The organism is Streptomyces sp. NPDC004435 (genome assembly GCF_042873895.1).
Classification (GTDB): Bacteria; Actinomycetota; Actinomycetes; order Streptomycetales; family Streptomycetaceae; genus Streptomyces.
In genome coordinates, this window is sequence record NZ_JBIAMB010000004.1 from 90,304 (window position 1) to 112,801 (window position 22,498).

The window sequence follows — 22,498 nt, forward strand, 5'->3', positions numbered from 1 at the left end:
CATGAAGCCGGAAATCTCCCCTCGAAGAAGTGAGTACGCGCCGGAGTTCACGCTCCGTCTGAGTCCCACGCCCCGGGGCGCGCGTCTCGCCCGACTGCTCGCGGCGCACCAGCTGCGCGACTGGGGCGTCACGGGCGCGGCGGCGGAGGCGGCGGAGCTGGTGGTGGCGGAGCTGGCGAACAACGCGGTCCGGCACGGCCGGGTGCCCGGCCGCGACTTCGAGCTCCGCATGGGGTGCGCCGGCGACCACGTCACGGTCGAACTCTCCGACGCGCGGGCCGAACGCCGTCCCTTACCGACCCCGGAACCCGACGAGGGCGGCTACGGACTCCTCCTCGTAGCCGCCCTCGCCACCACCTGGGGCGTCAAGGACCGTCAGGTCGGCAAGACGGTCTGGGCGACCGTCCCGCTGGCCGGCGGGTATCCGCGTCAGTAGATGTCGTGCCAGTCCAGCCAGCGCTGCAACTGTTCCGCAGGCTGGAGCGGGGTCCGCCACTGGCCCGTGCCGCGGTAGACGTACAGGTACTCGTAGTTCGCGCCCCGCGCGGCCAGGTCGTTCCGGCCGTCGCCGTCGAGGTCACCGACGCCGATGACCTCGTCGTACGTGCTCCAGCCGCCGCCGATCCGGGTTCGGGGCGCGAAGGTGCCGTCGCCCTTGCCGAGGTACAGCCACAGGACGCCGGCCCGGTCGCGGGCGACGAGGTCTCCGGCGGTGGCCCCGGCGAGGTCGCCGGTGGCGGAGACGAGGTTGTAGTCGCCCCAGCCGCCGCCGACGCGCTTGCGGGCGGCGAAGGGGGCCGTGGCGTCGCCGGTGCCGGGGTAGAGCCAGAGGACGCCGGCCTTGTCGGCGGCGAGGAGGTCGTTCCGGCCGTCGCCGGTCACGTCCGAGCCGCCGGTGAGCTTGGTGTAGGTGTTCCAGCCGCCGCCGACCCGGGAGCGGGTGGCGAAGGTGCCGTCACCCTTGCCCGCGTACCACCAGAGCACGCCGGCGCGGTCCCGGGCGACGAGGTCCGGGGCGGCGGTGCCGCCTGTGTTCCCGGTGGCGGTGATCCGGTCGTACGTGTTCCACCCGCCGCCGATCCGCGTCTCCGTCTCGGACTCGTTGTACCTGAGCTGCCGCAGCTGCCCGAGGTCGTACGAGGAGAGGACGCCGCCGGAGGAACGGTGGAGGATGTCGGGCGAGCCGTTGCCGTCGTAGTCGTGCGGCCGGGGCGCGCGGGTCAGACGGAGGGAGCCGGTGCGCTCGACGGCCGGGCCGATGCCGTTGGCGGGTTCGGCCCGCATGGTCCACGTGTACGCACCCGCGTGCGCGGGGTACCTGGTGGCGAGGAGGCCCTTCCAGTCGGCGCGCCACTCGGTGCCGTCCGCGGTCGTCGCCATGCCCTTGACGAGGGCGGACCGGCCGGTGGCGGTGTGGGTGAGCTTCAGGCTGACGCGCGCGTTGGACCGGCTGAGCTTCCAGACGGCGGACAGCTTCCCGGCCGCCCGGTCGAAGTCGACCGTGCCGGTCGCGGGCGGGGAATCCGCCAGGACGGTGAGGACGGTCGGCACGCCGGTGGTGGCCACCTGCGACACGGTGGGCAGGGCTCCGTCGGCGCCGGGAGTGACCCGGTACAGGCCCTCGCCCCCGTCGACCGTCCCGCCGGAGACGAGCAGCGACCCGTCGGCGGACGGGGCGAAGAACGCGGTGTGCGCGAGGGGCAGGACCGTCGTCTCCGCGGGGTTCGAGAGCGGGACGGAGACCGGGCGGTCGAAGGCGCCCACGGTCCAGCGCGTGGCGGCGCCGAGCCGGACGTACACGAGCCGGTCGCCCGTGATGCGCAGGGCTGTCCGGGCCGCGTCGTCGGAGCCGGGGAGTTCGGTGCGGGTGACCTCGGACGTGCCCCGGGCGGCCACGGCCGTACGGGCCCGGCGGTCGTCGCCCTGTTCCACCCAGGCCACGTGGGTCCGCGACAGGGTCATGGCAAGGCCGTCGGACCGGCCCTGCGGCGTGTAGGTCTCCACCACGGACGCCGAGGCGACGTCCACGACGGCCAGCGTGTGCACCGTCACGCCGTCCTTCGTCACGGAGTACCGGACGAGGAAGTCCTCCGGGTCGTTGACGCTCGTGCCGACGACCTGGGCGCCTGCGGGAATGCCGGTCACGGTGCGGTCCACCGTCCCGCCCTGGGCGTCCTTGCTCAGCACCCGTACGTCCCCGAAGCCCACGACGACGAGAGAGGCGCCCTGGTGGTGCATCCCCCGGTACGTCCCGGTGGCCGGGAGGCCGTCGTAGGCGGCGACCTCCGCTCCCGAGGCCATGTCGATCACGGTGCGGGTGGTGTCGCCGATGCGGACGACGAGGTCCGTGCCGGTGCTCGCCGCGTAGCTGCCTCCCGGCATCGGGGTCCGGGTCCCGTCGTGCCCCACCCACGTGTAGGCGTACCCGGAGCCCTCCGGGTGACGCGTCAGGAAGCCGGTCGGGCCCCCGGGGAACGCGAGGGTGCCGGGCGGCAGGGAGAAGACCTCTCGCTGGTCGGAGGTCGCGTCCGCGCGTGCCGGAGCGGCCGCGAACGCCGGGGGCGTCAGGCCGCCGGCCGTCACCGCGAGGCTGCCGGCGAGGGCCGCGCCGAGGAGGCGCGGGAGGTTGCGTCTGCGGTGCGTCATGAGTGGTTCGCTCCAGGGGAAGTGTGGAGGCCGGGGTCAGAAGACGAGGTCGGCTCGGGACGCGTTCCAGTCCACCGGGGTCGTCACGGCTCGTTCGAGGGGCGCGTGCCAGTCGCCGGTGCCCTTGTAGCGCTGGAAGACCGTCCGGCCGTCGCGGTCGAGGGTGACTGCGAGGAAGTCGGGATGGCCGTCGCGGCCGAAGTCGCCGATGGGAATCAGGTGGTGTGCCGCGCCCCAGCCGCCGCCGACCCGCGTGCGGGGCGCGAAGGTGCCGTCGCCCTTGCCGAGGTAGAGCCACAGGACGCCGGCCCGGTCGCGGGCGAGGAGGTCGCCGGCCTGGGCACCGCCCAGGTTTCCGGGCGCGGAGAGGTTGTCGTACGTGCCCCAGCCGCCGCCGATCCGCTTGCGCGGCGCGAAGGGCTTGGCGCCGTCGCCGGTGGCCCTGTACAGCCACAGCACGCCGGAGCGGTCGGTGGCGACGAGGTCGGGACGGCCGTCACCGGTCAGGTCGGAGCCCGCCGCCAGCTTGTCGTACGTATTCCAGCCGCCGCCGATCGCCGTGCGCTTGGCGAGCGTGGAGCCCTTGTTCGCGTAGAACCAGAGGACTCCGGTCCGGTCGCGGGCGACGAGGTCGGAGGCGGGGCCGGCGTCCAGGTTGCCGGTGGCGAGGATCCGGTCGTAGACGTGCCAGCCGCCGCCCCGGTTCGTCCCGGTCCACGGCAGCCAGGAGTGAGGCTCGAAGAGGATCTGGCGGGTGTCGTACGACACGAGCCGTCCGTCCCTGTTCCGCACCAGGAGGTCGGGGAAGGCGCTGCCCGAGTAGTCGTGCTGGACGGGCCTGTTGGTGACCCGGAAGGTGCCGGACCGCTTCAGCGCTCCGCCGACGCCGTTGTCCGGCGTGGCGGTCACCGTCCAGGTGTAGCCGCCGGTGGGGGCGGAGACCTGGTTGTCGAAGAGACCGTTCCAGTCGAACCGGGCGCGGCCGTACATGGGCGAGGCGAACCGGTCGTCGTCCAGGGGAAGGCCCTGGGTCCATGTGGCGCCCGACGCGGAGTGGGTGATCCGGAGGTCGACCCAGGCCCTGCTGCGCCCGAACCGCCAGTCGAAGGAGGCCGACGAGCCGGGTGCGCTGAAGTCGGCGGTGGTCGGGACCGACTGCGTCACCCCACCGAGCGTGGTCCGCAGGCCGGTGGTCGCGACCGGGGTGGCGACGGGCCTGCCGTCGGCGCCGGGGACGATCCGGTACACGCCCTCGCCGTGCGCCGCCGTGCCGCCCTGGACGAGGAGTTCGGCCCCGCCGCCGTAGGACATCGCCGTGCTGTCGAGCAGGGTGAAGGGCGTTCCGCCGGTCACGGGGACCGCCCGCAGCGGGTGGAGCGGGTTCGGGCTGTCGGCGGTGGAGCCGCCGTGCACGCCGTACAGGACCCAGCCGCCCACCAGGGAGACCGTGAGGCCCTGGTCCTGCGCGGCCACCGTGTGCCGGACGGTGGCGGTCGAGCCCCGGCGGGCGGTCACCACGACCGACCGCCCGTCGGCGAGCCGCTCCACCCAGGCCACGTGTGTGGCGGAGGCCGAGATCCCGGAAGTGGTGGCCGGGACGGACCGGTCGTCGACGACCTTCCCCTCCGCGACGTCCACGACGGCGAGCCGCTTCCCGCCGACGCCGTTCACCGTGCCGGTGTAGCTGACGACGAGGAGGCCGGGCACGGTGGGCCAGGTGAAGTCGATCCGCGTGTCCGCCGGGAAGCCGGTGACCGCCCGGCCCACCGCCTCGCCCTCCGGCGCCTTGGACACGACGTGCAGGGTGTGGCGCCGGAGGGAGTCCTCCGTCCGCATCACCAGCGTGCGGCCCACCACACGCGCGAACGTCGCCGAGGGCCCGAGGAACGCGGTGTCGACGGCGACGGGGGCGCCGCCCGCCGCCATGTCGTGCAGGTGGTACGTCGCGCCCTCCTGACGCGCGACGACGTCACCGCCCACCGCGCCCACGTAGGGCATCGCGGAGGCGGGCAGCGTGGTCGAGACGCCGTCCGCGTACCGGGTCCACCGGTAGCCGAGCCCCTCGGACGCGTACCCGACCCGGCTGAGGAACCCGGACGGCCCCCAGCCCCGCAGTGCCGACGTCGGGTCGATGACGGCGGGATCCGAATCCGTCTTCGCGGTGACGGTGGCGGTGGGCGGCGACGCCACGGCCGCCGGGGCTGCCGTCAGGCCGCCGGCCGTCACCGCGAGGGCGACGGCGACGGCGGTCGCGAGGCGGCGGCCGACCAGGCTGAGGTGGTCCAACGGGGATTCCTTCCGATCGGGCTGTGGGCGTCCCTGCGCCACGCCCACAGGACTCGCGACAACCCCACAAGGTTGTAGGGGAGTTCGGCGGCGATTCTTCAGTCCGTCAAGTCGCCTTCCGGTCGAATCGCCGTAAACCCGCCCGGCCGGGGCGCACGCTCAGGACACGCTCGTGAACGTGTTGCCCCCGCCCGCGTACAGCGTCGTGTTCTGCCGGGTGAACGGGCTGCTCGTGACACCCGTCGAGCGGTACACGTACGTGCCGCCCGCCCCGTACGCGAGAAGGTCGGGGCGTCCGTCGCCGTTCACGTCGCCGGCGCCGACGAGCCGGCTGAACGCGTTCCAGACGCCGCCGACCTTCACGCGGGAGAGGGACTTGCCCTTGCCGTCGCCCTGGTAGAGCCAGAGGACACCGGCCGTGTCCCGGGCGACGAGGTCCCCGGCGGCCGTGCCGGCGATGTTCCCGACGGCGGCGAGCTCGTTGTAGACGCCCCAGCCGCCGCCGATCCGCACCCGGGCCCCGAAGGGCTTGGCGAGATCGCCGGTGTCCGCCCGGAGGGTCTACGCGGTCCCCCGCTCCACCACCCCCCGCACGTACCCCGCCTGCCCCGCGTGCTGGAGGTCCTCCGCGATCACCGAGACCAGCCGGACGCCCAGCGTCACCGGCGGGTCCCAGGCCGGGTCGACGACCCGGTCCAGGTCCGCGTTCGTCACCGGCGCCAGCAGCGCGGCCGTCCGCTCGTGCACGGCGTCGTGGTAGCCGAGCAAGAGCTCGGCGGGCGCGCGTACGGCCCCGACCTGGGCGGACGTGTGGCCGTAGCCGGTCGCGGCGGGCGGGAACGGCAGCCCGAAGAGGTCCCGCCAGCCGTCGGAGCGCCACAGCTGCTCCGTACCGAAGGCCCCCGCCAGGTGGTCGTCCTGGACGCGGGTGAGGTGCCAGACGAGCCAGGCGACCGAGTTGGCGTCCGGATCGATCCGGGCGGCCAGCTCCTCCTCGCCGAGACCCGTCACGGCCTCGTGGACGGCGTCCCGGATCCGGCCGAAGCAGTCGAGCAGCAGACCGGCACTGTTCATCACGCCCCCTCGGGGTCGCGCGCCTCCCGCCACCGGGTCAGCTCCGCCTCGACGTCGAAGGGCGTCAGGTTCAGCGGCGGACCGGCCGGCGGGCGGCGCAGGGCTTCCGCGATCTTGGTGTTGATCTCGCCGAGGATCCGCCGGACCTGGCCCTCCGAGACGGCCTCCAGGACCGCCGCGGCCGCGTCCTCGGCCTCCTTGCGCAGCTGGAGCGCGGGCGGCAGCGACGACATGCCCTCGCGGTGCATCTTCTGCTTGATCCACCACAGCTCGTCGTAGGGCGCGGCGTCGTTCGGCAGCGGCTTGCCGAAGCCCGCGAGCTTCCGGAAGTCGCCGCGCTCGGACGCCTCCCGGATCTGCTTGTCGACGAAGGACTCGAAGCTGACACCCGGCGGTTTCCGTTCGGTCATGTGTCCAGCGTACGGAGCGGAGCCGGTGCGCGGGGAGGGAGGCGGTCTACTGCCCCGCCCGGACTTCCGGCACCCTGTGGTCCGTCACTGCTCGGTCAACGCGCGTAAACCCCTGTCTCCTCACGCAACGGAGGACCCATGCGTCACCCGCGTACGACTCGCCCCGCCGCCAGGATCCCCGCCCTCGGCGCCCTCCTCGCGCTCCTCGCGGGGCTGCTCACCGTCCTCGGCACCGCGGGCACCGCCCATGCCGCGCCGCTCTTCAAGGCCCCGTTCCCCTGCGGCCAGAAGTGGACCTACAGCCACCACTCCGCCGAGGTCCGCCAGGCGCTCGACTTCGTCCGCTCCGACGGCGGCGCCACGGCCGGCGCCCCGGTCCTGGCCTCGGCCGCCGGCACCGCCTACCGCCACGCGCAGCCCTCCGGCGCCGGGAACTACATCGTGGTCGACCACGGCGGCGGCTGGAAGACGTACTACTTCCACCTGACCGCCTACTCGGTGGCCGACGGCGCCGCCGTCTCCCAGGGCCAGCAGATCGGCACCACCGGCTCCACGGGCAACAGCTCCGGCGCCCACATCCACTACGAGCAGCTGTACAACGGCGTCGGCCAGTCCATCGTGATCAACGGCGCCTCGCTCGCGCCCTACCCCGGCTCGTACGGCTCCAAGCACCTGACCAGCGACAACGGCTGCTCGGGCGGGGGCGGGGGGAAGTACTGGGTGGACACCTTCGCCCACGCCACCGGCTATGCCTCCGCCGGCACCGCAGACCCCCAGGGCGTGCTGAACGCCGGCACGAACTACGTCTACTGCAAGGTGTGGGGCCAGGAGATCCGGGACGCCTCCGGCAACTACAACCACTGGTGGCTCCGCACCGACCTCGACACCGTCCACCCCGGGAAGAACGGCTACGGCGCGTACGTCTCCGCCTACTACCTGTCCCGCTGGGGCAACGACGAGGCCCGCGACAACAACGGCACGGTGATCCCGAACTGCTGACCGGTGGCGCCCGCCGCCCGGGAAACGGCGCTTGGGCGGCGTCCCGCGAACGGGCAGGAGCCCCGCTCGTGCCGCACCTGCGGCACGGAGCGGGGCTCCTTGGGTACTGCTCTAGAAGATCGCGATCGCCACTACGGCGTTCAGATCGTGGTGACGTTCTCCGCCTGCGGACCCTTCGGGCCCTGGGTGACGTCGAAGCTCACCGCCTGGTTCTCCTCAAGCGAGCGGAAGCCGTTCGCGTTGATCGCGGAGTAGTGGACGAAGACATCCGGGCCGCCGCCTTCCTGGGCGATGAAGCCAAAGCCCTTTTCAGCGTTGAACCACTTGACGGTTCCGGTAGCCATGAGCCCTCCTATGGGCCAAAGGGTCGCCCTGCTCCAGAACCTGCAAACAAGTCTGAAAACTACAAAAGCCTGCGGGTCACATGCTCCGCAGGCTCTGTACTGCAAGGGAAACCAAACTGCAACTTGCGTCGAGCGTAGCACGCAGCGTGCGCGACGCGATAGAGGGAAAGATCACGTCACCCGCATGTTTGATAGGGCCCTGACGTGCTGACGGCCCGTGCCCGTCGAGACACGGATGTCCCCGGAAGTCCCCCGGCGATGTCCACCGTACGAGACGGGTCTAACCTCGCGATGTGGACCATGCGAACGACGAGCACCAGCGCAGCCGGCCCCGCGTCGGGCACATCCAGTTCCTGAACTGCCTGCCCCTCTACTGGGGCCTCGCCAGGACCGGGACGCTCCTCGATCTGGAGCTGACCAAGGACACCCCGGAGAAGCTGAGCGAGCGGCTCGTCCGGGGCGGTCTCGACATCGGCCCGATCACCCTCGTCGAGTACCTCCGCAACGCCGACCGGCTCGTCGCGCTCCCCGACATCGCCGTCGGCTGCGACGGTCCCGTCATGTCCTGCGTGATCGTCTCCCAGCGGCCCCTGGAGGAGCTGGACGGCGCCCGCGTCGCGCTCGGCTCCACCTCCCGCACCTCGGTCCGCCTCGCCCAGCTGCTGCTCTCCGAGCGGTACGGGGTCGCGCCGGCGTACTACACCTGCCCGCCCGACCTGGGGCTGATGATGCAGGAGGCCGAGGCGGCCGTCCTCATCGGCGACGCCGCCCTGCGCGCCTCGCTGCACGACGCGCCCCGGCTCGGGCTCCAGGTCCACGACCTCGGCCTGATGTGGAAGGAGTGGACGGGACTGCCCTTCGTCTTCGCCGTCTGGGCCGCCCGCAAGGACTATCTGGCCCGCGAGCCGGAGACCGTCCACGACGTCCACCGCGCCTTCCTCGCCTCCCGCGACCTCTCCCTCGACGAGGTCACCAAGGTCGCCGAACAGGCCGCCCGCTGGGAGGCATTCGACGCCGAGCTGCTGGAGCGCTACTTCCGCACGCTCGACTTCCGCTTCGGCCCCGAGCAACTCGCCGGAGTGCGGGAGTTCGCCCGCCGCACCGGACCGACGACCGGATTTCCGGCGGACGTGACGGTCGATCTTCTGCCGAGGGAATAGGCCGCGTCGGCACCCCGCTATCGCCGCCCGGGGGCCATCGCCGCACCGGGGCAATTCGTCCCCGCAATTCCCTTCCGGGGGGCCTGCCGCATCTCCGCATTCCCTTCACCGGATTCGCGCCACGAGGCGTTCATAGGAAATTCATGCCGCCGCGGACCCCGCCCCGGTCCCGCACCCCCGCTGGCGTACGCTGGTGCGGTCTGTCAGCAACCCTCCGAAAGGGACGAAACGGTGACCGAGAAGGCCGACCCGCAGTCCGTTCTCGACCGTGCCGCCGCGGGTGGCCGGATCACCCCCGAGGAGGCGCTCGACCTGTACCGCTCGGCGCCCCTGCACGCCCTCGGCGCCGCCGCCGACGCCGTGCGCCGACGCCGCTACGCCGGTACCGAGCACATCGCGACGTACATCATCGAGCGGAACATCAACTACACCAACGTCTGCGTGACGGCCTGCAAGTTCTGCGCCTTCTACGCGGCCCCCAAGGACACGAAGAAGGGCTGGACCCGCGACCTCGACGACATCCTGCGCCGCTGCGCGGAGACCGTCGAGCTCGGCGGCACCCAGATCATGTTCCAGGGCGGCCACCACCCGGACTACGGCGTCGAGTACTACGAGAAGCACTTCGCCGCCATCAAGAAGGACTTCCCCCAGCTCGTCATCCACTCCCTCGGCGCCTCCGAGGTCGAGCACATGGCGCGCATCTCCGGAGTCTCCGTCGAGGAGGCCATCAGCCGCATCCACGCCGCCGGCCTCGACTCCTTCGCCGGCGCGGGCGCGGAGCTCCTCCCGGAGCGCCCCCGCAAGGCCATCGCGCCGCTCAAGGAGTCCGGCGAGCGCTGGCTGGAGATCATGGAGATCGCCCACAAGCTGGGCGTCGAGTCCACCTCCACCATGCTCATGGGCACCGGCGAGACCAACGCCGAGCGGATCGAGCACCTGCGGATGATCCGCGACACGCAGGACCGGACGGGCGGCTTCCGGGCCTTCATCCCGTACACGTACCAGCCCGAGAACAACCACCTCAAGGGCCGTACGCAGGCCACGCTCTTCGAGTACCTGCGCATGATCGCGATCGCCCGGCTCTTCCTCGACAACATCGCCCACATCCAGGGCTCCTGGCTGACCACCGGCAAGGAGGTCGGCCAGCTCTCCCTGCACTACGGCGCCGACGACCTCGGCTCGATCATGCTGGAGGAGAACGTCGTCTCCTCCGCCGGAGCCAAGCACCGCTCCAACCGCCTGGAGATCATCGACCTGATCCGCAAGGCCGGCCGCGTCCCCGCCCAGCGCTCCACCACCTACGAGCACCTGGCCGTCCACGACGACCCGGCGAACGACCCGGTCGACGACCGCGTCGCCTCGCACATCTCGTCCGTGGCCATCGAGGGCGGCACCGCCCACCCCGAGCTGAAGCTCCTCGACGCGAACTGAGGCCCCGTTGCTGACCCTGCACGTCGCCGAGGCATCGCCGGAGACCGCGGTCCTCGTCGACGGCGCCCGGATCGCCGCCGTCGGCCCGTACGAGGAGCTGGCGGAGGCGAACCAGGAAGCCCGCCTCCGCCGCTGGCCCGGCATCCTCACGCCCGGCCTGCTCAATCCGTACGCCCCCGAACTCCTGGAGCGGACCTACCACCCGGACCCGCGCGAGGCCGACGCGTACGGCACCGCGCCGATCACCGGGGAGCGGGCCGCCGAGCTCTTCCGCGCCGACCCCGCCCGGCTCGGCGCCAGCACGCGGCGCGGGGTCCAGCGGATGCTCGCGCACGGCACCGTCGCGGTCGCCGGCGAACTGCGCGCCCGGGCCGCCGCCGACGCGGTCCGCCGCGCCGGCCTCGCCGTCGGCCGCCGCCCGGACGTCCTCCCCGGCCCGCCGGCGCTCTCCCCGACCCCGCTCATCCTGCTCCCGCGCCTGACCCCCGGCGCCCCGGCCCGCTTCGCCGTCTTCGACGTCCCCGACACGGCGGCGCTGGTCCGCCGGGGCGCGTCGACGTGCGTGGCGACGGTCGTCGAGGGGCGGCTGGTCTACCGGGCGCGCTGAGAACCGGGCGGAGTCACCCGCCCACGACGGGCGGCGCCGCCTCGGTCTCCACCGGCCGCGCGTCCGCGTCCTCCACCAGGGCGAGGAAGCGCGGGTCCCCGGCGATGTCGAGCAGCCGGTGCGGCGTCACCGGCGCCGACACGGCCGCGGGGTCGACCGTGATCCGGACCATGCTCCTCCCGTACCGGAACGACACCGCCGAGCCGATCGTGTCCAGCTCGTTCACCGGCATCGCGATCAGCCGTGCCTCCCTGTCCCCGTCGAAGGTGACGGTCTCGCAGACCCCCTTGTCCTTCGGCAGGTTCTCCGGGCAGGGCGCGAGCGGCTCGTCGGACGGCCGCACCGACACCGTCATGCGGAAGGTCTCGCCGCCCGCCGCGATCCGGTAGACGGCCACCTCGTCCTTGACCGGCCGGATCTCCGTGACCTCCGGGGGCAGCAGCTCGTCGAGGAGCGCCGCGACGCGCTGCTGGTGCTGCGCGTGCCGCTCCCGCTCGGCCGCGGACAGGCCGTCGGGGTTGTCGGGCGGGGTGACGCCCGGCGTCGCCTCCACGACCACCGGCGGATAGCTGGTCCCCGGCGCCGGGGACGACGTCCCGGGCGCCGCGGGCACCGCGCCCGGCATCGCCGGCGCGGGCTCGCCCCCCGGCAGCAGCGTGAGCCCGAGGGCCCCCGCGGTGACAGCGCCGAAGGCGGTCGTCGCGACGGCGAGCCGGGCCCGGGCCCGCCGCCTGCGCCCCTGGCGCACGGCCAGTGGCGCGAGGTCCGGCAGGGGCGGAAGCCCCTCGGCCGTCCGGTCCATGGCGTCGCGGAGCGCAACGGTTTCTTCGATGTCCACGGCGTACCTCAGCTTTCGGGGATCGAGAGCCCGGCACCGGCCAGGCGTACGCGGAGTCGGGCGAGGGAACGCGAGCACTGGCTCTTGACGGTGGCCTCGCTGCACCGGAGCAGCGAGGCCACGGACGCCACGCTCTGGTCGTCCCAGTAGCGCAGCACGACCATCGCCCGCGCCCTCGGCGGCAGCTCGGCCAGCGCGGCGAGCAGCGTGACGCGCAGGTCGGTGTGGTCGGTGGCGGGCTCCGGCAGCGTGCCGCCGCTCCGGGTGAGCGCGAGCAGATCCCGGAGTCCGCGCCGCCGCTCCGCCAGGAAGGTGCGGGTCAGCACCGTCTTCGCGTAGGCGTGCGGATGGTCGGCCGCGCCCGCCCGCCGCCAGTGCTGGTACAGCTTGGCCAGCGTGGTCTGGGTCAGGTCCCGCGCGCCCTCCACGTTCCCGCAGAGCAGGTAGGCCGTCCGGTACAGCCGCTGCTGGGCGGAGCGCGCGAACTCCTCGAAGCCGGCCTCCGACGCCACGTCCATCGCCACACCCCCTCCCGTCGCCGGTCCGGGTCTCACTTCGGTCGACACTGCCATCGCACTCCCGCTCTCCTCGCCTTCGTCCGGTGTGTTCGACCGTCCTTGAGAGCCCCCGGGCCCGAAAGGTTGAAGCGGTACGGGAAGAGATTCGGGCGGCTGCTTGAATGGGTCCCGTGACCCGAGCCAACCTGGACAAACAGCCGCACGAAGTCGCCTCCATGTTCGACGACGTGGCGGCCAACTACGACCTCACCAACGACGTGCTCTCGCTCGGCCAGGACCGCAGGTGGCGCAAGGAGGTCGCCAAGGCGGTCGACGCGCGCCCCGCGCAGAAGATCCTCGACCTCGCCGCCGGCACCGCCACGTCCTCGCAGCCCTTCGCGCGCGCGGGCGCGTACGTCGTCCCGTGCGACTTCTCGCTCGGCATGCTCCGGGTCGGGAAGCAGCGCCACCCGTGGATGCCGTTCACCGCGGGCGACGGCACGAAGCTGCCGTTCAGGGACGACGTCTTCGACGCGGTCACCATCTCCTTCGGCCTGCGCAACATCCAGGACACCGAGCAGGCGCTGCGCGAGCTGTACCGGGTCACGAAGCCCGGCGGCCGGGTCGTCATCTCCGAGTTCTCGCACCCGACGTGGGCGCCGTTCCGCACGGTGTACGAGGAGTACCTGATGCGCGCGCTGCCGCCGGTGGCCCGCGCGGTCTCCTCCAACCCCGACGCGTACGTCTATCTCGCCGAGTCCATCCAGTCCTGGCCGGACCAGCCCTCCCTGGCGGCGCTCCTCCAGAAGGCCGGCTGGTCCAGGGTCGCGTGGCGCAACCTGACCGGCGGCATCGTGGCCCTCCACCGGGGCTTCAAGGCGGAGTAGCGGGCGCGGGCCCCGGGTGAGTACGCCGCTGAGTACCCGCGCCGATGCGGCGCGGGCCGGCGGCCCCGGACGATCGGACCATGAACCTCCGCCGTCCCTCCCGCCCCGTCCGCCGGGCCCTCCTCGCCACGACGACCGCCGGACTCGCCGTCCTCGCCGCCGCGCTGTGGTTCGGCTCCCCCTATCCGGCCGCCGACCCGGAGGCGGCCGCGGCCCGGCTGAAGGACGCGGCCCAGCGGGCGTACGACGAGGCGGGGCTGCCGCCGGGCACCGAGCCGGCCGAGGGCCGGGTGGAGACCGGCAGCTGCTACTACCGGGGCCTGCGCTCCATTGCCCACATCGACGAGTCCCGCTCCGACGTCCACAGCTTCGCGCTGCGCTGGGCGGTGCGCGCCGTGCCCGCGGCGGCGGCCCGGGCCGGCCAGGACCGCACGAGGGCCAGGCTGGCCGCCGCCGGGTGGAAGCTCACCTCCGAGAACATCTCCGACCGCGGCTTCCGCTTCGAGGAACCCGGCACGGGAAGGACGGTGGGCGTCGACTGGTACGCGCCGACGGGCACGTACGAGGTGACCGCCTACGAGCCCTGCGGGCGGGTCCCCGACGGCTTCGACGCGTACGCCTGGCCGTCGGCGGCCTGGGAGCCGGAGCGGTAGCGCCGCCCCTCCGCCCCGCTCCGCACCGCCCGCCCTAGACTTCCCTACGACCCCTCATCGCCGACCTTTCGGGAGATTCGCCGTGACCGAGAAGCCCCTCTCCGAGCACAGCGCTGATGTGATCGTCGTCGGGGCGGGCCCGGCCGGCTCCACCACCGCGTACTACCTGGCCAAGGCCGGGCTCGACGTGCTGCTCCTGGAGAAGACGGCCTTCCCGCGCGAGAAGGTCTGCGGCGACGGTCTGACCCCGCGTGCCACCAAGCAGCTCGTCTCCATGGGCATCGACATCTCCGAAGAGGCCGGCTGGCTGCGGAACAAGGGCCTGCGGATCATCGGCGGCGGCGTCCGGCTCCAGCTCGACTGGCCCGACCTCGCCTCGTACCCGGACTACGGCCTGGTCCGCAAGCGCGACGACTTCGACGAACTGCTGGCCCGGCAGGCGCAGAAGGCCGGTGCCCGGCTGTACGAGCGCTGCAACGTCGGCGCCCCGGTCACCGACGCCCGCACCGGCCGGATCACCGGCGTCCACGCCAAGCTCGGCGAGGAGAAGACGGACGTCACCTTCCACGCCCCGCTGGTCGTCGCCGCCGACGGCAACTCCACCCGCCTCTCCCTCGCCATGGGCCTGCACCGGCGCGAGGACCGGCCGATGGGCGTCGCCGTCCGCACGTACTTCACGACCCCCCGGCACGACGACGACTACCTGGAGTCGTGGCTGGAGCTGTGGGACAAGCGCGGCGCCGAGGACCGCCTCCTGCCCGGCTACGGCTGGATCTTCGGCATGGGCGACGGCACCTCCAACGTCGGCCTCGGCATCCTCAACTCCTCCTCCGCCTTCCGCGAGCTGGACTGGCGCGAGGTGCTGAAGGCGTGGTGCGCCTCGATGCCGGAGGACTGGGGCTTCACCCCCGACAACATGACGACGCCGATCCGCGGCGCGGCCCTCCCGATGGCCTTCAACCGCCAGCCGCACTACACCAAGGGCCTGCTGCTGGTCGGCGACGCGGGCGGCCTGGTCAACCCGTTCAACGGCGAGGGCATCGCCTACGCCATGGAGTCCGGCCAGATCGCCGCCGACGTCATCGTCCAGGCCCACGCCCGCGCCACTCCCGCCCAGCGCGAACTCGCCCTGCTCAGCTACCCCCGGATCCTCAAGGACACCTACGGCGGCTACTACACGCTGGGCCGTGCCTTCGTGAAGCTCATCGGCAACCCGAAGGTCATGAAGATCGCGACCCAGCGCGGCCTGACCCACCCGGTCCTGATGAAGTTCACCCTCAAGATGCTGGCCAACCTCACCGACCCGACGGGCGGCGACGCGATGGACCGCATCATCAACGGCCTCTCGAAGGTCGCCCCGAAGGCCTGACGGTGTGACACGGCCCCTCCCCTCGCCCGGGGAGGGGCCGTCCGCCGTCTCTCTCCGCGGGAGGGAGACGGCGTCTCCGCTCAGCCGCCGTTGACGGCCGCGGCCTTCTTGATCCGCTCGTCCATCTCGGTCTTGAACAGCGCCAGTTGCTCCGCGTGCTCCTCCATGAGCTCCCGCTGGAAGCCGACCTCGGCCTTGTACCAGAGCGCCACGAGGTCCACCTGCTTCTTGCAGGCGACGTCGTGTCTGGCGATGGCGATGGCCTTGGCGCTGCCCATGTCGGCCTCGGATTCGGGGTTCAGCCCGAGGGACCTGGACGACTCCATGGGGTCGGAAATCCGGTACCCCTTCTCCGCCATGCAGCCCGACCACGCCTTGATGGCCGCGGCGACCTTCGGGGAGTTCTGGGCCCGGGTGAACGCCTCGGACTCCATGCCGAAGACGAACAGCAGGTCCACGCCCTTCTCCTTCTCCGCGTAGAGCCGAAGGTGACCTTCCTGGCCGCAGCCGCCGACCAGCACCTTCCGGCCGTTGACCGTCCGCCCGCTGTCGGCCTTCCTCTGCGCCTCCAGAGTGAGCGGGGGCCGTTCGAGACCACCCCCAGGCGTGGACCTCGGAGGCGGCCCGTCCAGCGCCAGCCGCTCGTCAGGTGACAGGGGGCTCTCCTCCGGCCGCTTCTGAGCGGAGGACACACCCGGCCTGGAGTACCCGTACCGGGCCGCCGTCCTCTCGTCCGCGAGGCCGTACCGGTACGACGTCCCGCCGGACGGCGACGGGGGCTGGGCTGCCGTCTTGTAGCCGAACCCGTACCGCTTCATGCAGTCCGCCGTCAGCAGTTCCTGCGCCTTCTCCAGGCTGTGGATCTGCTCCTTCGTCGTCCGGTACGGATCCAGGGGGTACACGAGCCGTTCGACGGAGACCTTCGACGGGTCGGACAGCGGCTCCGTCTCGGGGGAGCCGGACGGCTCACCGGACGAGCAGGCGGTGAGCAGCAGCCCTGCGCCGAGCAGGAGCGCGCCGGCCGGACGGGATGAGCGGAACTGCATGAAGGACTCCAGCGGCGGGGTGGGGCGTCGGGACTCAGTTGGCGTCGTTGTCGTAGATCGAGGAGACCTGGTTGACGAAGTTCCCGGAGAAGTTGCCGCTCACCTTCGCGGGGATCCAGCCCTCGGTGCCCTTCGCCTCCGCGCCCGTGTACACGTACCAGGTGACGTTGTCGAAGTTGAAGTACGACTCGGCGTTGTTGTCCACGACCTGGTCCTTTCCGGGGCCGGGCGTGATGAAGCGGTCGTTGCTCAGGAGGGACTCGTCATAGGCGAAGTCCGTCCACGAGGAGGGATTGGCGCTCTGGAAGAAGAGGGCGAACTCGTCGGAGTCCATGGACCCGTCCTTATTCGCGGCCGACGCGGGCGCGGCGGTGACCAGCGTGCCCGCGGTGAGGGCTCCGAGTGCGGCGACCGTGCCGAGGACGCGACGGAGTGTGGTGTTCTTCATGGGTTCTTGCCTCTCGGTAGGACGGGGAACCGCACGGGAGCGGGGCTGGTCGACAGGGAAGTCCACGTGAGCGCAGAGGGGTTGGTCAACCATTCCGAATGGCGGACAGGCGGCGATCGGGCGTTCCGCGCCGCTCACCTGGGTGTTTGTCCCCGACGGGGGCGTACGGATGTTCGGCTAGTTCGTCAGGTCGCCCAGGGGAAGCGCGTGGCCGTACCGCTCTCCTTCGGACGGAAGCGGGTAACGCGCTCATCCCGCACGACGGTTGGGATGTGACGCGGCTTTTCTGCTCTGGCTAGAGTGACGCAGATCGATCACCTGTACGTCGTGTTCGATCTCTTCCGCGCCAGGCCGAGGAGGCGCCTCGCGCCGCCGGCCCAGGGTGCGGCCACCTCGCCGGGAACGCCTCCCCGCAGAAGGCAGAAGGACCTAGACCGATGAGACGTCTGCTCGCCGTGCCGCTGCTCCTCGTCCCCCTCGGGGTCGTGCTCGCCGGGTGCACCTCGGAGCCCGAGATCACCCCGATCGAGGCCGCGTTCAACCCGTACATGAAGTGCCTCGGGGAGCACGACGTGAAGGTGACGGAGCGGAATCCCGGAGCGCTGGCCGTGGACAAGGACGCCATGCGCGACGTGCCGGCCGACGTCATCCTCAGGGCGCAGGAGAAGTGCGAGAGCCTCGTCCCGGCAGAACTCCCCGTCGACCCGGCCGTGTGGGAGAAGCAGAAGAGGATCGCCGAGTGCTACCGGCGCAACGGCTACCCCGACTGGCCCGACCCGAACCCGAGGACCGGTGAGATCGAAGCGGACATGGACGACGGTGTCCTCATGGTCAAGTGCCGCGACGAGTCCGCCTGAGGCCCGGCGAGGAGAGGGGAGCGTACTAAGGACATGGCCACTGAAACGGACCCCGCCTCGGAGCGCGACAGCACCCGCGACATCGTCCGCGGCACCCTTCCGGACAGCACACGCGGCGGGACCGACACCTCGGCCCCGCACCCCGGCCCGCGCCGCGCCCGCCTCTGGACCGCCGCGCTCGTCGCCGGGGCCGTCGGACTCTCCGCCGCCGGCGTCTTCGCCGGCACCGTGATCAAGTCGCCCGCCCAGGTCGCCGCCGACGCCGCCCCGCCGCCCCCCGACGTGCTGACCGCGCCCGTCGAGCGGCGCGTCCTGCGGGAGACGGTCGTGCTGCGCGGCACGGTCGCGGCCGGGCAGACGGTGCCGGTCGCGCCGGTGGTCCCGGGCGGCGAGGGCGGGGCGCCCGTCGTCACCAAGACGCCGTTCGCCGTCGGTGCGGCGGTCCGGCCGGGGCAGGTCCTGCTGGAGATATCCGGCCGGCCGCTCTTCGTCCTGCCCGGGCCTCTCCCCGTCTACCGCGATCTCAAGCCGGGTGCGACCGGCGACGACGTGGCCCAGCTCCAAGCCGCGCTTGCCGGTCTCGGCCACGGCAGGGGCGGTGACCCGGAGGGCACGTACGGGGCCGGGACGAAGGCCGCGGTGGAGGACTTCTACACCGCCGCCGGCTACGAACCGCGCCCGGCGGTGGACGACGGGGGCGCCGGACTGGACGCGGCCTCCGCCGCCGTGACGGCCGCCGAACGGGCCGTCGAGGACTCCCAGGACGCGCTCGCCGAGAACGAGGACGAGCGGCGGGGGAAGAGCCTCCGCAAGTCCCGGGACCGGGCGGTCGAGGACCTGACCCAGGCCCGTACCGCACTCGGCCGGGCGTGGGCCGCCGCGGGGCCGATGGTCCCGGCGGGCGAGGTCGTCACCGTGGAGCGCTTCCCCGCCCGGGTCGCGTCCCTCGACGTACGCCCCGGCTCGCCGGTCTCCGGCACCCTGCTGACCCTCTCCTCGGGCCGGCTCCTCGCCCGGGGCCACCTCCTCGGCCACCAGAAGGGCATGGTCCGCCCGGGCCAGAAGGTCCGGGTCGTCGACGAGGTGACCGGCACCGAGCTCACCGCCGAGGTCGCGACCGTCGCCACCACGCCCTCCTCCGCCGACGACGGGCCAGGGGACGTCACCGGGGAAGAAGGCGGCCAGGACGGCGCCGCCCTCGCGAAGGGCCCCACGGGCTTCCTCTTCACCGCCGTCCCCGACGAGGAGATCCCGGCCTCCCTGGCCGGCCAGGACGTACGGCTGACGATCGAGGCGGCCTCCACCGACGGCGAGGCCTTGGTCGTCCCCGTCACCGCCGTGTCGGCGGGCGCGGATGGCCGGACGCTGGTCACCGTCGTGACCGGGGACGGGCGCCACACCCCCGTGGAGGTGCGGACCGGCACCCTGGGCGACGGATATGCCGAGGTCGTCCCGCTCACGGCCGGCACCCTCGCGGAGGGCGCCGAGGTCGTCACCGGCGTGCGGGCGTCCGGGGAGGTGCCCGGGTGAGGCCCTTCGCACGGCGGCGAGGAGAGGCGCGGGCCCGGCCCGCACCCCTCCCCGACACGCCCGTCATGGCGTTCCGCGGCGTCGGGCTGACCTATCCGGGCCCGCCTCCCGTGCACGCGCTGCGCCCCTGCCGACTCGACATCCTCCGGGGCGAGTTCGTGGCCGTCGTCGGGCCGTCCGGCTCGGGCAAGTCCACCTTCCTGAACGTCGCGGGGCTCCTCGACGCCCCCACCGAGGGCACGTACCTCCTCGACGGCATCGACACGGCCGCGCTGTCCGACGCCGACCGCACCGCGCTGCGCGGGCGCCGCATCGGCTTCGTGTTCCAGGCGTTTCACCTGATGCCGCACCGCAGTGCCACCGAGAACGTGATGCTGTCGATGGTGTACTCGGCCGTGCCCCGTGCCGAGCGCCGCGTCCGGGCCCGGGAGGCGCTGGAGCGGGTCGGGCTCGCCCACCGGGTCGACGCCCTCCCCGGCCGCCTGTCCGGCGGCGAGCGCCAGCGCGTCGCCATCGCCCGCGCGCTCGCGGGCCGCCCCTCGCTGTTGCTCTGCGACGAGCCGACGGGCAACCTCGACTCGGGCAACGCGGAGACGGTTCTCTCCCTCCTCGGCGAACTCCACGCCTCCGGCATGACGATCGTCGTCATCACCCACGACGGCGAGGTCGCCGCCCGCACGGGCCGCACGGTGACGATCCGGGACGGCGTTCTCGGCGAACTCGACCGCCGGGCCGATCACGAGCGGACCCCCGTATGAGAAACCGTCGAGACGCCCGCGTCGTCGAACCCTCCCGCCTCACCGCCCGCGACACTCTCTCCGAGGCGGTCGCCGGCATGCTCCAGCGTCCCGGCCGCTCGCTGCTCACCGCCCTCGGCACCGTCCTCGGCGTCGGCACCTTCGTCGCGATCCTCGGCCTCACGGCGACGACCTCCTCGCAGATCGACGCGCGCTTCGACCTGCTGTCCGCCACCGAGGTCACGGTGGAGGACGTGGCACGGCAGCAGGACGAGTTCGCGGGGCCGGGCTTCCCCGCCGACGCGGACGCCCGGATCCAGCGGCTCGGCGGGGTGCGGGCCGCCGGCGTCTACTGGACGGTCCGGCTCGGTCCCGACGTCACCGTGCGCGCCGCGCCGGTCGGCGACGGAGCCGACGGCACCCCGGTCGACGTGGTCGCCGCCTCCCCGGGCGCTCTGCGGGCCGCCGTTCCGCACCTCGCCCAAGGCCGTCTCTACGACGAGTTCGCCTCCGAGAAGGCCCAGCCGGTCGCGGTCCTCGGGGCTGCGGTCGCCGCCCGGCTCGGCATCACCACCTTGGAGACCCGCCCGGCGGTGTTCATCGGGGACGAGCCCTTCGTGGTGGCCGGCATCGTGGACGACGTCGAACGCCGCCCGGACGTCCTGATGTCGGTGAGCGTCCCCAGGACCACCGCTGAGCGGATGTGGGGGCCGCCGGATCCGGGTGCGGCCCGGATGCTGGTCGCCACGGAGACGGGGGCGGCCCGGCAGGTCGCCGAGGCGGCGCCGGTGGCCCTGCGCCCTGACCACCCGGAGTACCTGAAGGCGGTTCCGCCGCCGGATCCGAGGGCGTTGCGGACCGGGGTGACGGGCGATCTGGACCAGCTCTTCCTGCTGCTCGCGGGGATATGCCTGGTGATCGGCGCGGTCGGTATCGCCAACACGACCCTGGTGGCGGTTCTGGAGCGGACCGGCGAGATCGGGCTCCGCCGGGCACTCGGTGCCCGGGGCCGCCACATCACCGGCCAGTTCCTGGCGGAATCGGGCGCTCTGGGCGCGGTCGGTGGCCTGGTGGGCACGGCGCTGGGGGTCTGTACGGTCATCGGGGTGGCACTGGTCCGGGAGTGGACTCCGGTGGTGCACCCGGCCACGGTCGTCGCCGCTCCGGCGATCGGTCTGGTGACGGGACTGGCGGCGGGGCTGTACCCGGCCTGGCGTGCCGCCAGGATCCAGCCCGCGGAGGCGCTCCGCCGCTGACCCACGGGAACGCCGAAGGGCCGTCGCTCCCCCGAGGAGTGACGGCCCTTCGTGTGTTCCGCGCGATCAGAGAAGGCGCACGGCGCCCGACGGCGGGTCCCAGTCGAGCGAGCGCTCGACGACGCCGGTGGAGGAGTTCTGCGCGCCGACGTACTTGCCGCCGCCGACGTAGATGGCGACGTGGTACGAGCCGCTGCGGCTGCCCCAGTAGAGGATGTCGCCCGGCTGGAGGTTGCTCAGGGAGACCGAGCTGCCCATGCTCGACTGCTGGTACGAGATGCGCGGCAGGTCGATGCCGGCGTTGGCGTAGGCGGCCTGCACGAGACCCGAGCAGTCCCACGAGTTCGGGCCGGTGCCACCGGTGACGTACGCGTCGCCGACCTGGGCGCGGGCGAAGGCCACGATCGCGGCGGCGGTGCCGGAGGGGGCCTGCGTCGAGTCGGAGGCCGAGGAGGACGAACCCGAGTCCGAGGCGGAGGAGCCCGAGTCCGAGGAGGACGAACCGGAGGAGGAGCCCGAGTCCGAGGCGGACGAACCGGATGAGCGGGACGAGTCAGACGCCGAGGTGGAGGTCAGCTGGGTGCGGGCGCTGTCGCGGGAGGCGCGGGCCTGAGCCTCGGCGCGGGCCTCGGCCTCGGCGCGCTCGCGCTCGGCCTTCGCCTCGGCCTCCTGGCGGGCCTTCTCGGCGCGCTCGGCCTCGGCCTTGCGGTCGGCCTCGGCCTTGGCCTTCTTGGCCTCCTTGGCGGCCTTCTGGAGGGCCGCGGTCTCCTGGGCCTCCAGGCTCTGGCCGAGGGCCTCCTGCTGGGACGCCTCGGCGGAGGCGGCCACGGCGCTGGAGAGGTCAGTGCCGAGCGATCCCAGCGTGGGCATCTCGATGGTCTCGGTCACCGGCTCGGCATTCGCCGGTCCGGCAGCACCGGCCACCGCGATGGTGCTGAGGACGCCACCGGCAACTCCGGCGCGGAGCGCGAGCTTCGAAGCGCTCCGGCGGGGCTTCCGGTGGCTGGGTATGTGAGCGGTGTGGGACATGGGTACAACCGCTATCAGGGCTTCACGGTTCCCTTCAAGAAACGTGGGTTGCGCCACAGTTACGACCGGAACCCCACAATCCGCTTCCCCGACGCCCTTATTGACGCCGTAACGGGCAAATCGGACGAGGTTCATTGCGCCCTTGATCATGGGTTTTCGATGAGATGCCCGAATTGCCCTTCGCTTACCACCTCTTGACACGGATGGCCAAGCCCCGATTTTTTCGGGCTCCGACGGTGTGGCGCAGGTCACACGCCCGTCTCGTGAACGCGTGCACACGGAGTCGAGACGTCCACTTCCGTCCCGCCGGCCCCTCGGACGGGCGACGCCGATGCCTATATCACCCGTATGCGTCCACTGCCAATTTGCTTGCATGCTCCATCTCTTGATAGAG

The 22,498-nt window shown here is 72.6% G+C and carries 23 protein-coding genes; 12 read left to right on the plus strand and 11 right to left on the minus strand.

Annotated features, from left to right (window positions below; all coding sequences use genetic code 11):
• The first annotated feature begins 1 nt into the window (after nt 1).
• Nucleotides 2–436, plus strand: a complete 435-nt coding sequence (locus tag ACFYT9_RS08210) for an ATP-binding protein (protein ID WP_389161773.1) — start codon at nt 2–4, stop codon at nt 434–436.
• Here the strand turns inward: ACFYT9_RS08210 and ACFYT9_RS08215 are convergent.
• From ACFYT9_RS08215 to ACFYT9_RS08235, 5 genes are all read right to left on the minus strand, one after another.
• Nucleotides 430–2,646 (minus strand): FG-GAP repeat domain-containing protein, encoded by a 2,217-nt coding sequence (locus tag ACFYT9_RS08215; RefSeq protein ID WP_389161775.1) that lies wholly within the window; start codon nt 2,644–2,646, stop codon nt 430–432. The two genes, ACFYT9_RS08210 and ACFYT9_RS08215, sit on opposite strands and share 7 nt — an antisense overlap.
• A 36-nt stretch (nt 2,647–2,682) precedes the next feature.
• Complete coding sequence (locus tag ACFYT9_RS08220; RefSeq protein ID WP_387271641.1) at nt 2,683–4,932, minus strand: FG-GAP repeat domain-containing protein; 2,250 nt, start codon at nt 4,930–4,932, stop codon at nt 2,683–2,685.
• A gap of 159 nt (nt 4,933–5,091) precedes the next feature.
• A complete protein-coding gene (locus ACFYT9_RS08225) occupies nt 5,092–5,445 on the minus strand; it encodes an FG-GAP repeat domain-containing protein (protein WP_389161777.1) in 354 nt (117 codons plus the stop codon).
• Between the two features lie 48 nt (nt 5,446–5,493).
• Complete coding sequence (locus tag ACFYT9_RS08230) at nt 5,494–6,006, minus strand: DUF664 domain-containing protein (RefSeq protein ID WP_389161779.1); 513 nt, start codon at nt 6,004–6,006, stop codon at nt 5,494–5,496.
• Nucleotides 6,006–6,416 carry a DUF1992 domain-containing protein gene (locus tag ACFYT9_RS08235; protein ID WP_376604756.1) on the minus strand — a complete coding sequence of 137 codons (411 nt, stop codon included), beginning with the start codon at nt 6,414–6,416 and terminating at the stop codon, nt 6,006–6,008. The genes ACFYT9_RS08230 and ACFYT9_RS08235 overlap by 1 nt, the downstream gene beginning before the upstream one ends.
• 138 nt (nt 6,417–6,554) lie before the next feature.
• Here ACFYT9_RS08235 and ACFYT9_RS08240 point away from each other — a divergent pair, with 138 nt between their 5' ends.
• Nucleotides 6,555–7,415: a M23 family metallopeptidase gene (locus ACFYT9_RS08240; protein ID WP_389161781.1), complete on the plus strand. Its 861-nt coding sequence runs from the start codon at nt 6,555–6,557 to the stop codon at nt 7,413–7,415.
• Between the two features lie 140 nt (nt 7,416–7,555).
• On the opposite strand, the gene ACFYT9_RS08245 is transcribed toward ACFYT9_RS08240, so the two are convergent.
• Nucleotides 7,556–7,759 (minus strand): cold-shock protein, encoded by a 204-nt coding sequence (locus tag ACFYT9_RS08245; protein WP_030758451.1) that lies wholly within the window; start codon nt 7,757–7,759, stop codon nt 7,556–7,558.
• Between the two features lie 293 nt (nt 7,760–8,052).
• Here ACFYT9_RS08245 and ACFYT9_RS08250 point away from each other — a divergent pair, with 293 nt between their 5' ends.
• From ACFYT9_RS08250 to ACFYT9_RS08260, 3 genes are all read left to right on the plus strand, one after another.
• Entirely contained in the window at nt 8,053–8,919 is an 867-nt protein-coding gene (locus ACFYT9_RS08250; RefSeq protein WP_376595983.1) for a menaquinone biosynthetic enzyme MqnA/MqnD family protein, read from the plus strand.
• A gap of 231 nt (nt 8,920–9,150) precedes the next feature.
• Complete coding sequence (mqnC, locus tag ACFYT9_RS08255) at nt 9,151–10,350, plus strand: cyclic dehypoxanthinyl futalosine synthase (protein ID WP_376595982.1); 1,200 nt, start codon at nt 9,151–9,153, stop codon at nt 10,348–10,350.
• A 7-nt stretch (nt 10,351–10,357) separates the two neighbouring features.
• A complete protein-coding gene (locus tag ACFYT9_RS08260; RefSeq protein WP_389161784.1) occupies nt 10,358–10,957 on the plus strand; it encodes a hypothetical protein in 600 nt (199 codons plus the stop codon).
• 13 nt (nt 10,958–10,970) lie between these two features.
• Here ACFYT9_RS08260 and ACFYT9_RS08265 read toward each other — a convergent pair whose 3' ends face one another.
• Nucleotides 10,971–11,795 (minus strand): hypothetical protein, encoded by an 825-nt coding sequence (locus ACFYT9_RS08265; RefSeq protein WP_389161785.1) that lies wholly within the window; start codon nt 11,793–11,795, stop codon nt 10,971–10,973.
• A gap of 8 nt (nt 11,796–11,803) precedes the next feature.
• Entirely contained in the window at nt 11,804–12,313 is a 510-nt protein-coding gene (locus ACFYT9_RS08270; RefSeq protein WP_376595985.1) for a SigE family RNA polymerase sigma factor, read from the minus strand.
• Nucleotides 12,314–12,483: 170 nt separating this feature from the next.
• On the opposite strand from ACFYT9_RS08270, the gene ACFYT9_RS08275 reads away from it, so the two are divergent.
• From ACFYT9_RS08275 to ACFYT9_RS08285, 3 genes are all read left to right on the plus strand, one after another.
• Complete coding sequence (locus ACFYT9_RS08275; RefSeq protein ID WP_387270965.1) at nt 12,484–13,179, plus strand: demethylmenaquinone methyltransferase; 696 nt, start codon at nt 12,484–12,486, stop codon at nt 13,177–13,179.
• 80 nt (nt 13,180–13,259) lie between these two features.
• Nucleotides 13,260–13,832, plus strand: a complete 573-nt coding sequence (locus ACFYT9_RS08280) for a hypothetical protein (protein WP_389161787.1) — start codon at nt 13,260–13,262, stop codon at nt 13,830–13,832.
• 82 nt (nt 13,833–13,914) lie between these two features.
• Nucleotides 13,915–15,201 (plus strand): geranylgeranyl reductase family protein, encoded by a 1,287-nt coding sequence (locus ACFYT9_RS08285; protein ID WP_376595978.1) that lies wholly within the window; start codon nt 13,915–13,917, stop codon nt 15,199–15,201.
• An 80-nt stretch (nt 15,202–15,281) separates the two neighbouring features.
• On the opposite strand, the gene ACFYT9_RS08290 is transcribed toward ACFYT9_RS08285, so the two are convergent.
• Together ACFYT9_RS08290 and ACFYT9_RS08295 are read right to left on the minus strand one after the other, a co-directional pair.
• Complete coding sequence (locus ACFYT9_RS08290) at nt 15,282–16,247, minus strand: hypothetical protein (protein WP_389161789.1); 966 nt, start codon at nt 16,245–16,247, stop codon at nt 15,282–15,284.
• Between the two features lie 34 nt (nt 16,248–16,281).
• Complete coding sequence (locus ACFYT9_RS08295; protein WP_389161791.1) at nt 16,282–16,695, minus strand: hypothetical protein; 414 nt, start codon at nt 16,693–16,695, stop codon at nt 16,282–16,284.
• 437 nt (nt 16,696–17,132) lie between these two features.
• On the opposite strand from ACFYT9_RS08295, the gene ACFYT9_RS08300 reads away from it, so the two are divergent.
• From ACFYT9_RS08300 to ACFYT9_RS08315, 4 genes are all read left to right on the plus strand, one after another.
• The gene (locus ACFYT9_RS08300; RefSeq protein ID WP_389161792.1) at nt 17,133–17,552 is read left to right on the plus strand and encodes a hypothetical protein; all 420 of its coding nucleotides are present in this window, start codon (nt 17,133–17,135) and stop codon (nt 17,550–17,552) included.
• Between the two features lie 33 nt (nt 17,553–17,585).
• Nucleotides 17,586–19,082, plus strand: a complete 1,497-nt coding sequence (locus tag ACFYT9_RS08305) for a peptidoglycan-binding protein (protein WP_389161794.1) — start codon at nt 17,586–17,588, stop codon at nt 19,080–19,082.
• Nucleotides 19,083–19,147: 65 nt separating this feature from the next.
• Nucleotides 19,148–19,840, plus strand: coding sequence for an ABC transporter ATP-binding protein (locus ACFYT9_RS08310; protein WP_389162110.1), 693 nt, complete (start codon nt 19,148–19,150; stop codon nt 19,838–19,840).
• Nucleotides 19,837–21,075, plus strand: coding sequence for an ABC transporter permease (locus ACFYT9_RS08315; protein ID WP_389161796.1), 1,239 nt, complete (start codon nt 19,837–19,839; stop codon nt 21,073–21,075). The genes ACFYT9_RS08310 and ACFYT9_RS08315 overlap by 4 nt, the downstream gene beginning before the upstream one ends.
• Nucleotides 21,076–21,141: 66 nt before the next feature.
• On the opposite strand, the gene ACFYT9_RS08320 is transcribed toward ACFYT9_RS08315, so the two are convergent.
• Nucleotides 21,142–22,104: a C40 family peptidase gene (locus ACFYT9_RS08320; protein WP_376595977.1), complete on the minus strand. Its 963-nt coding sequence runs from the start codon at nt 22,102–22,104 to the stop codon at nt 21,142–21,144.
• Nucleotides 22,105–22,498 lie beyond the last annotated feature (394 nt).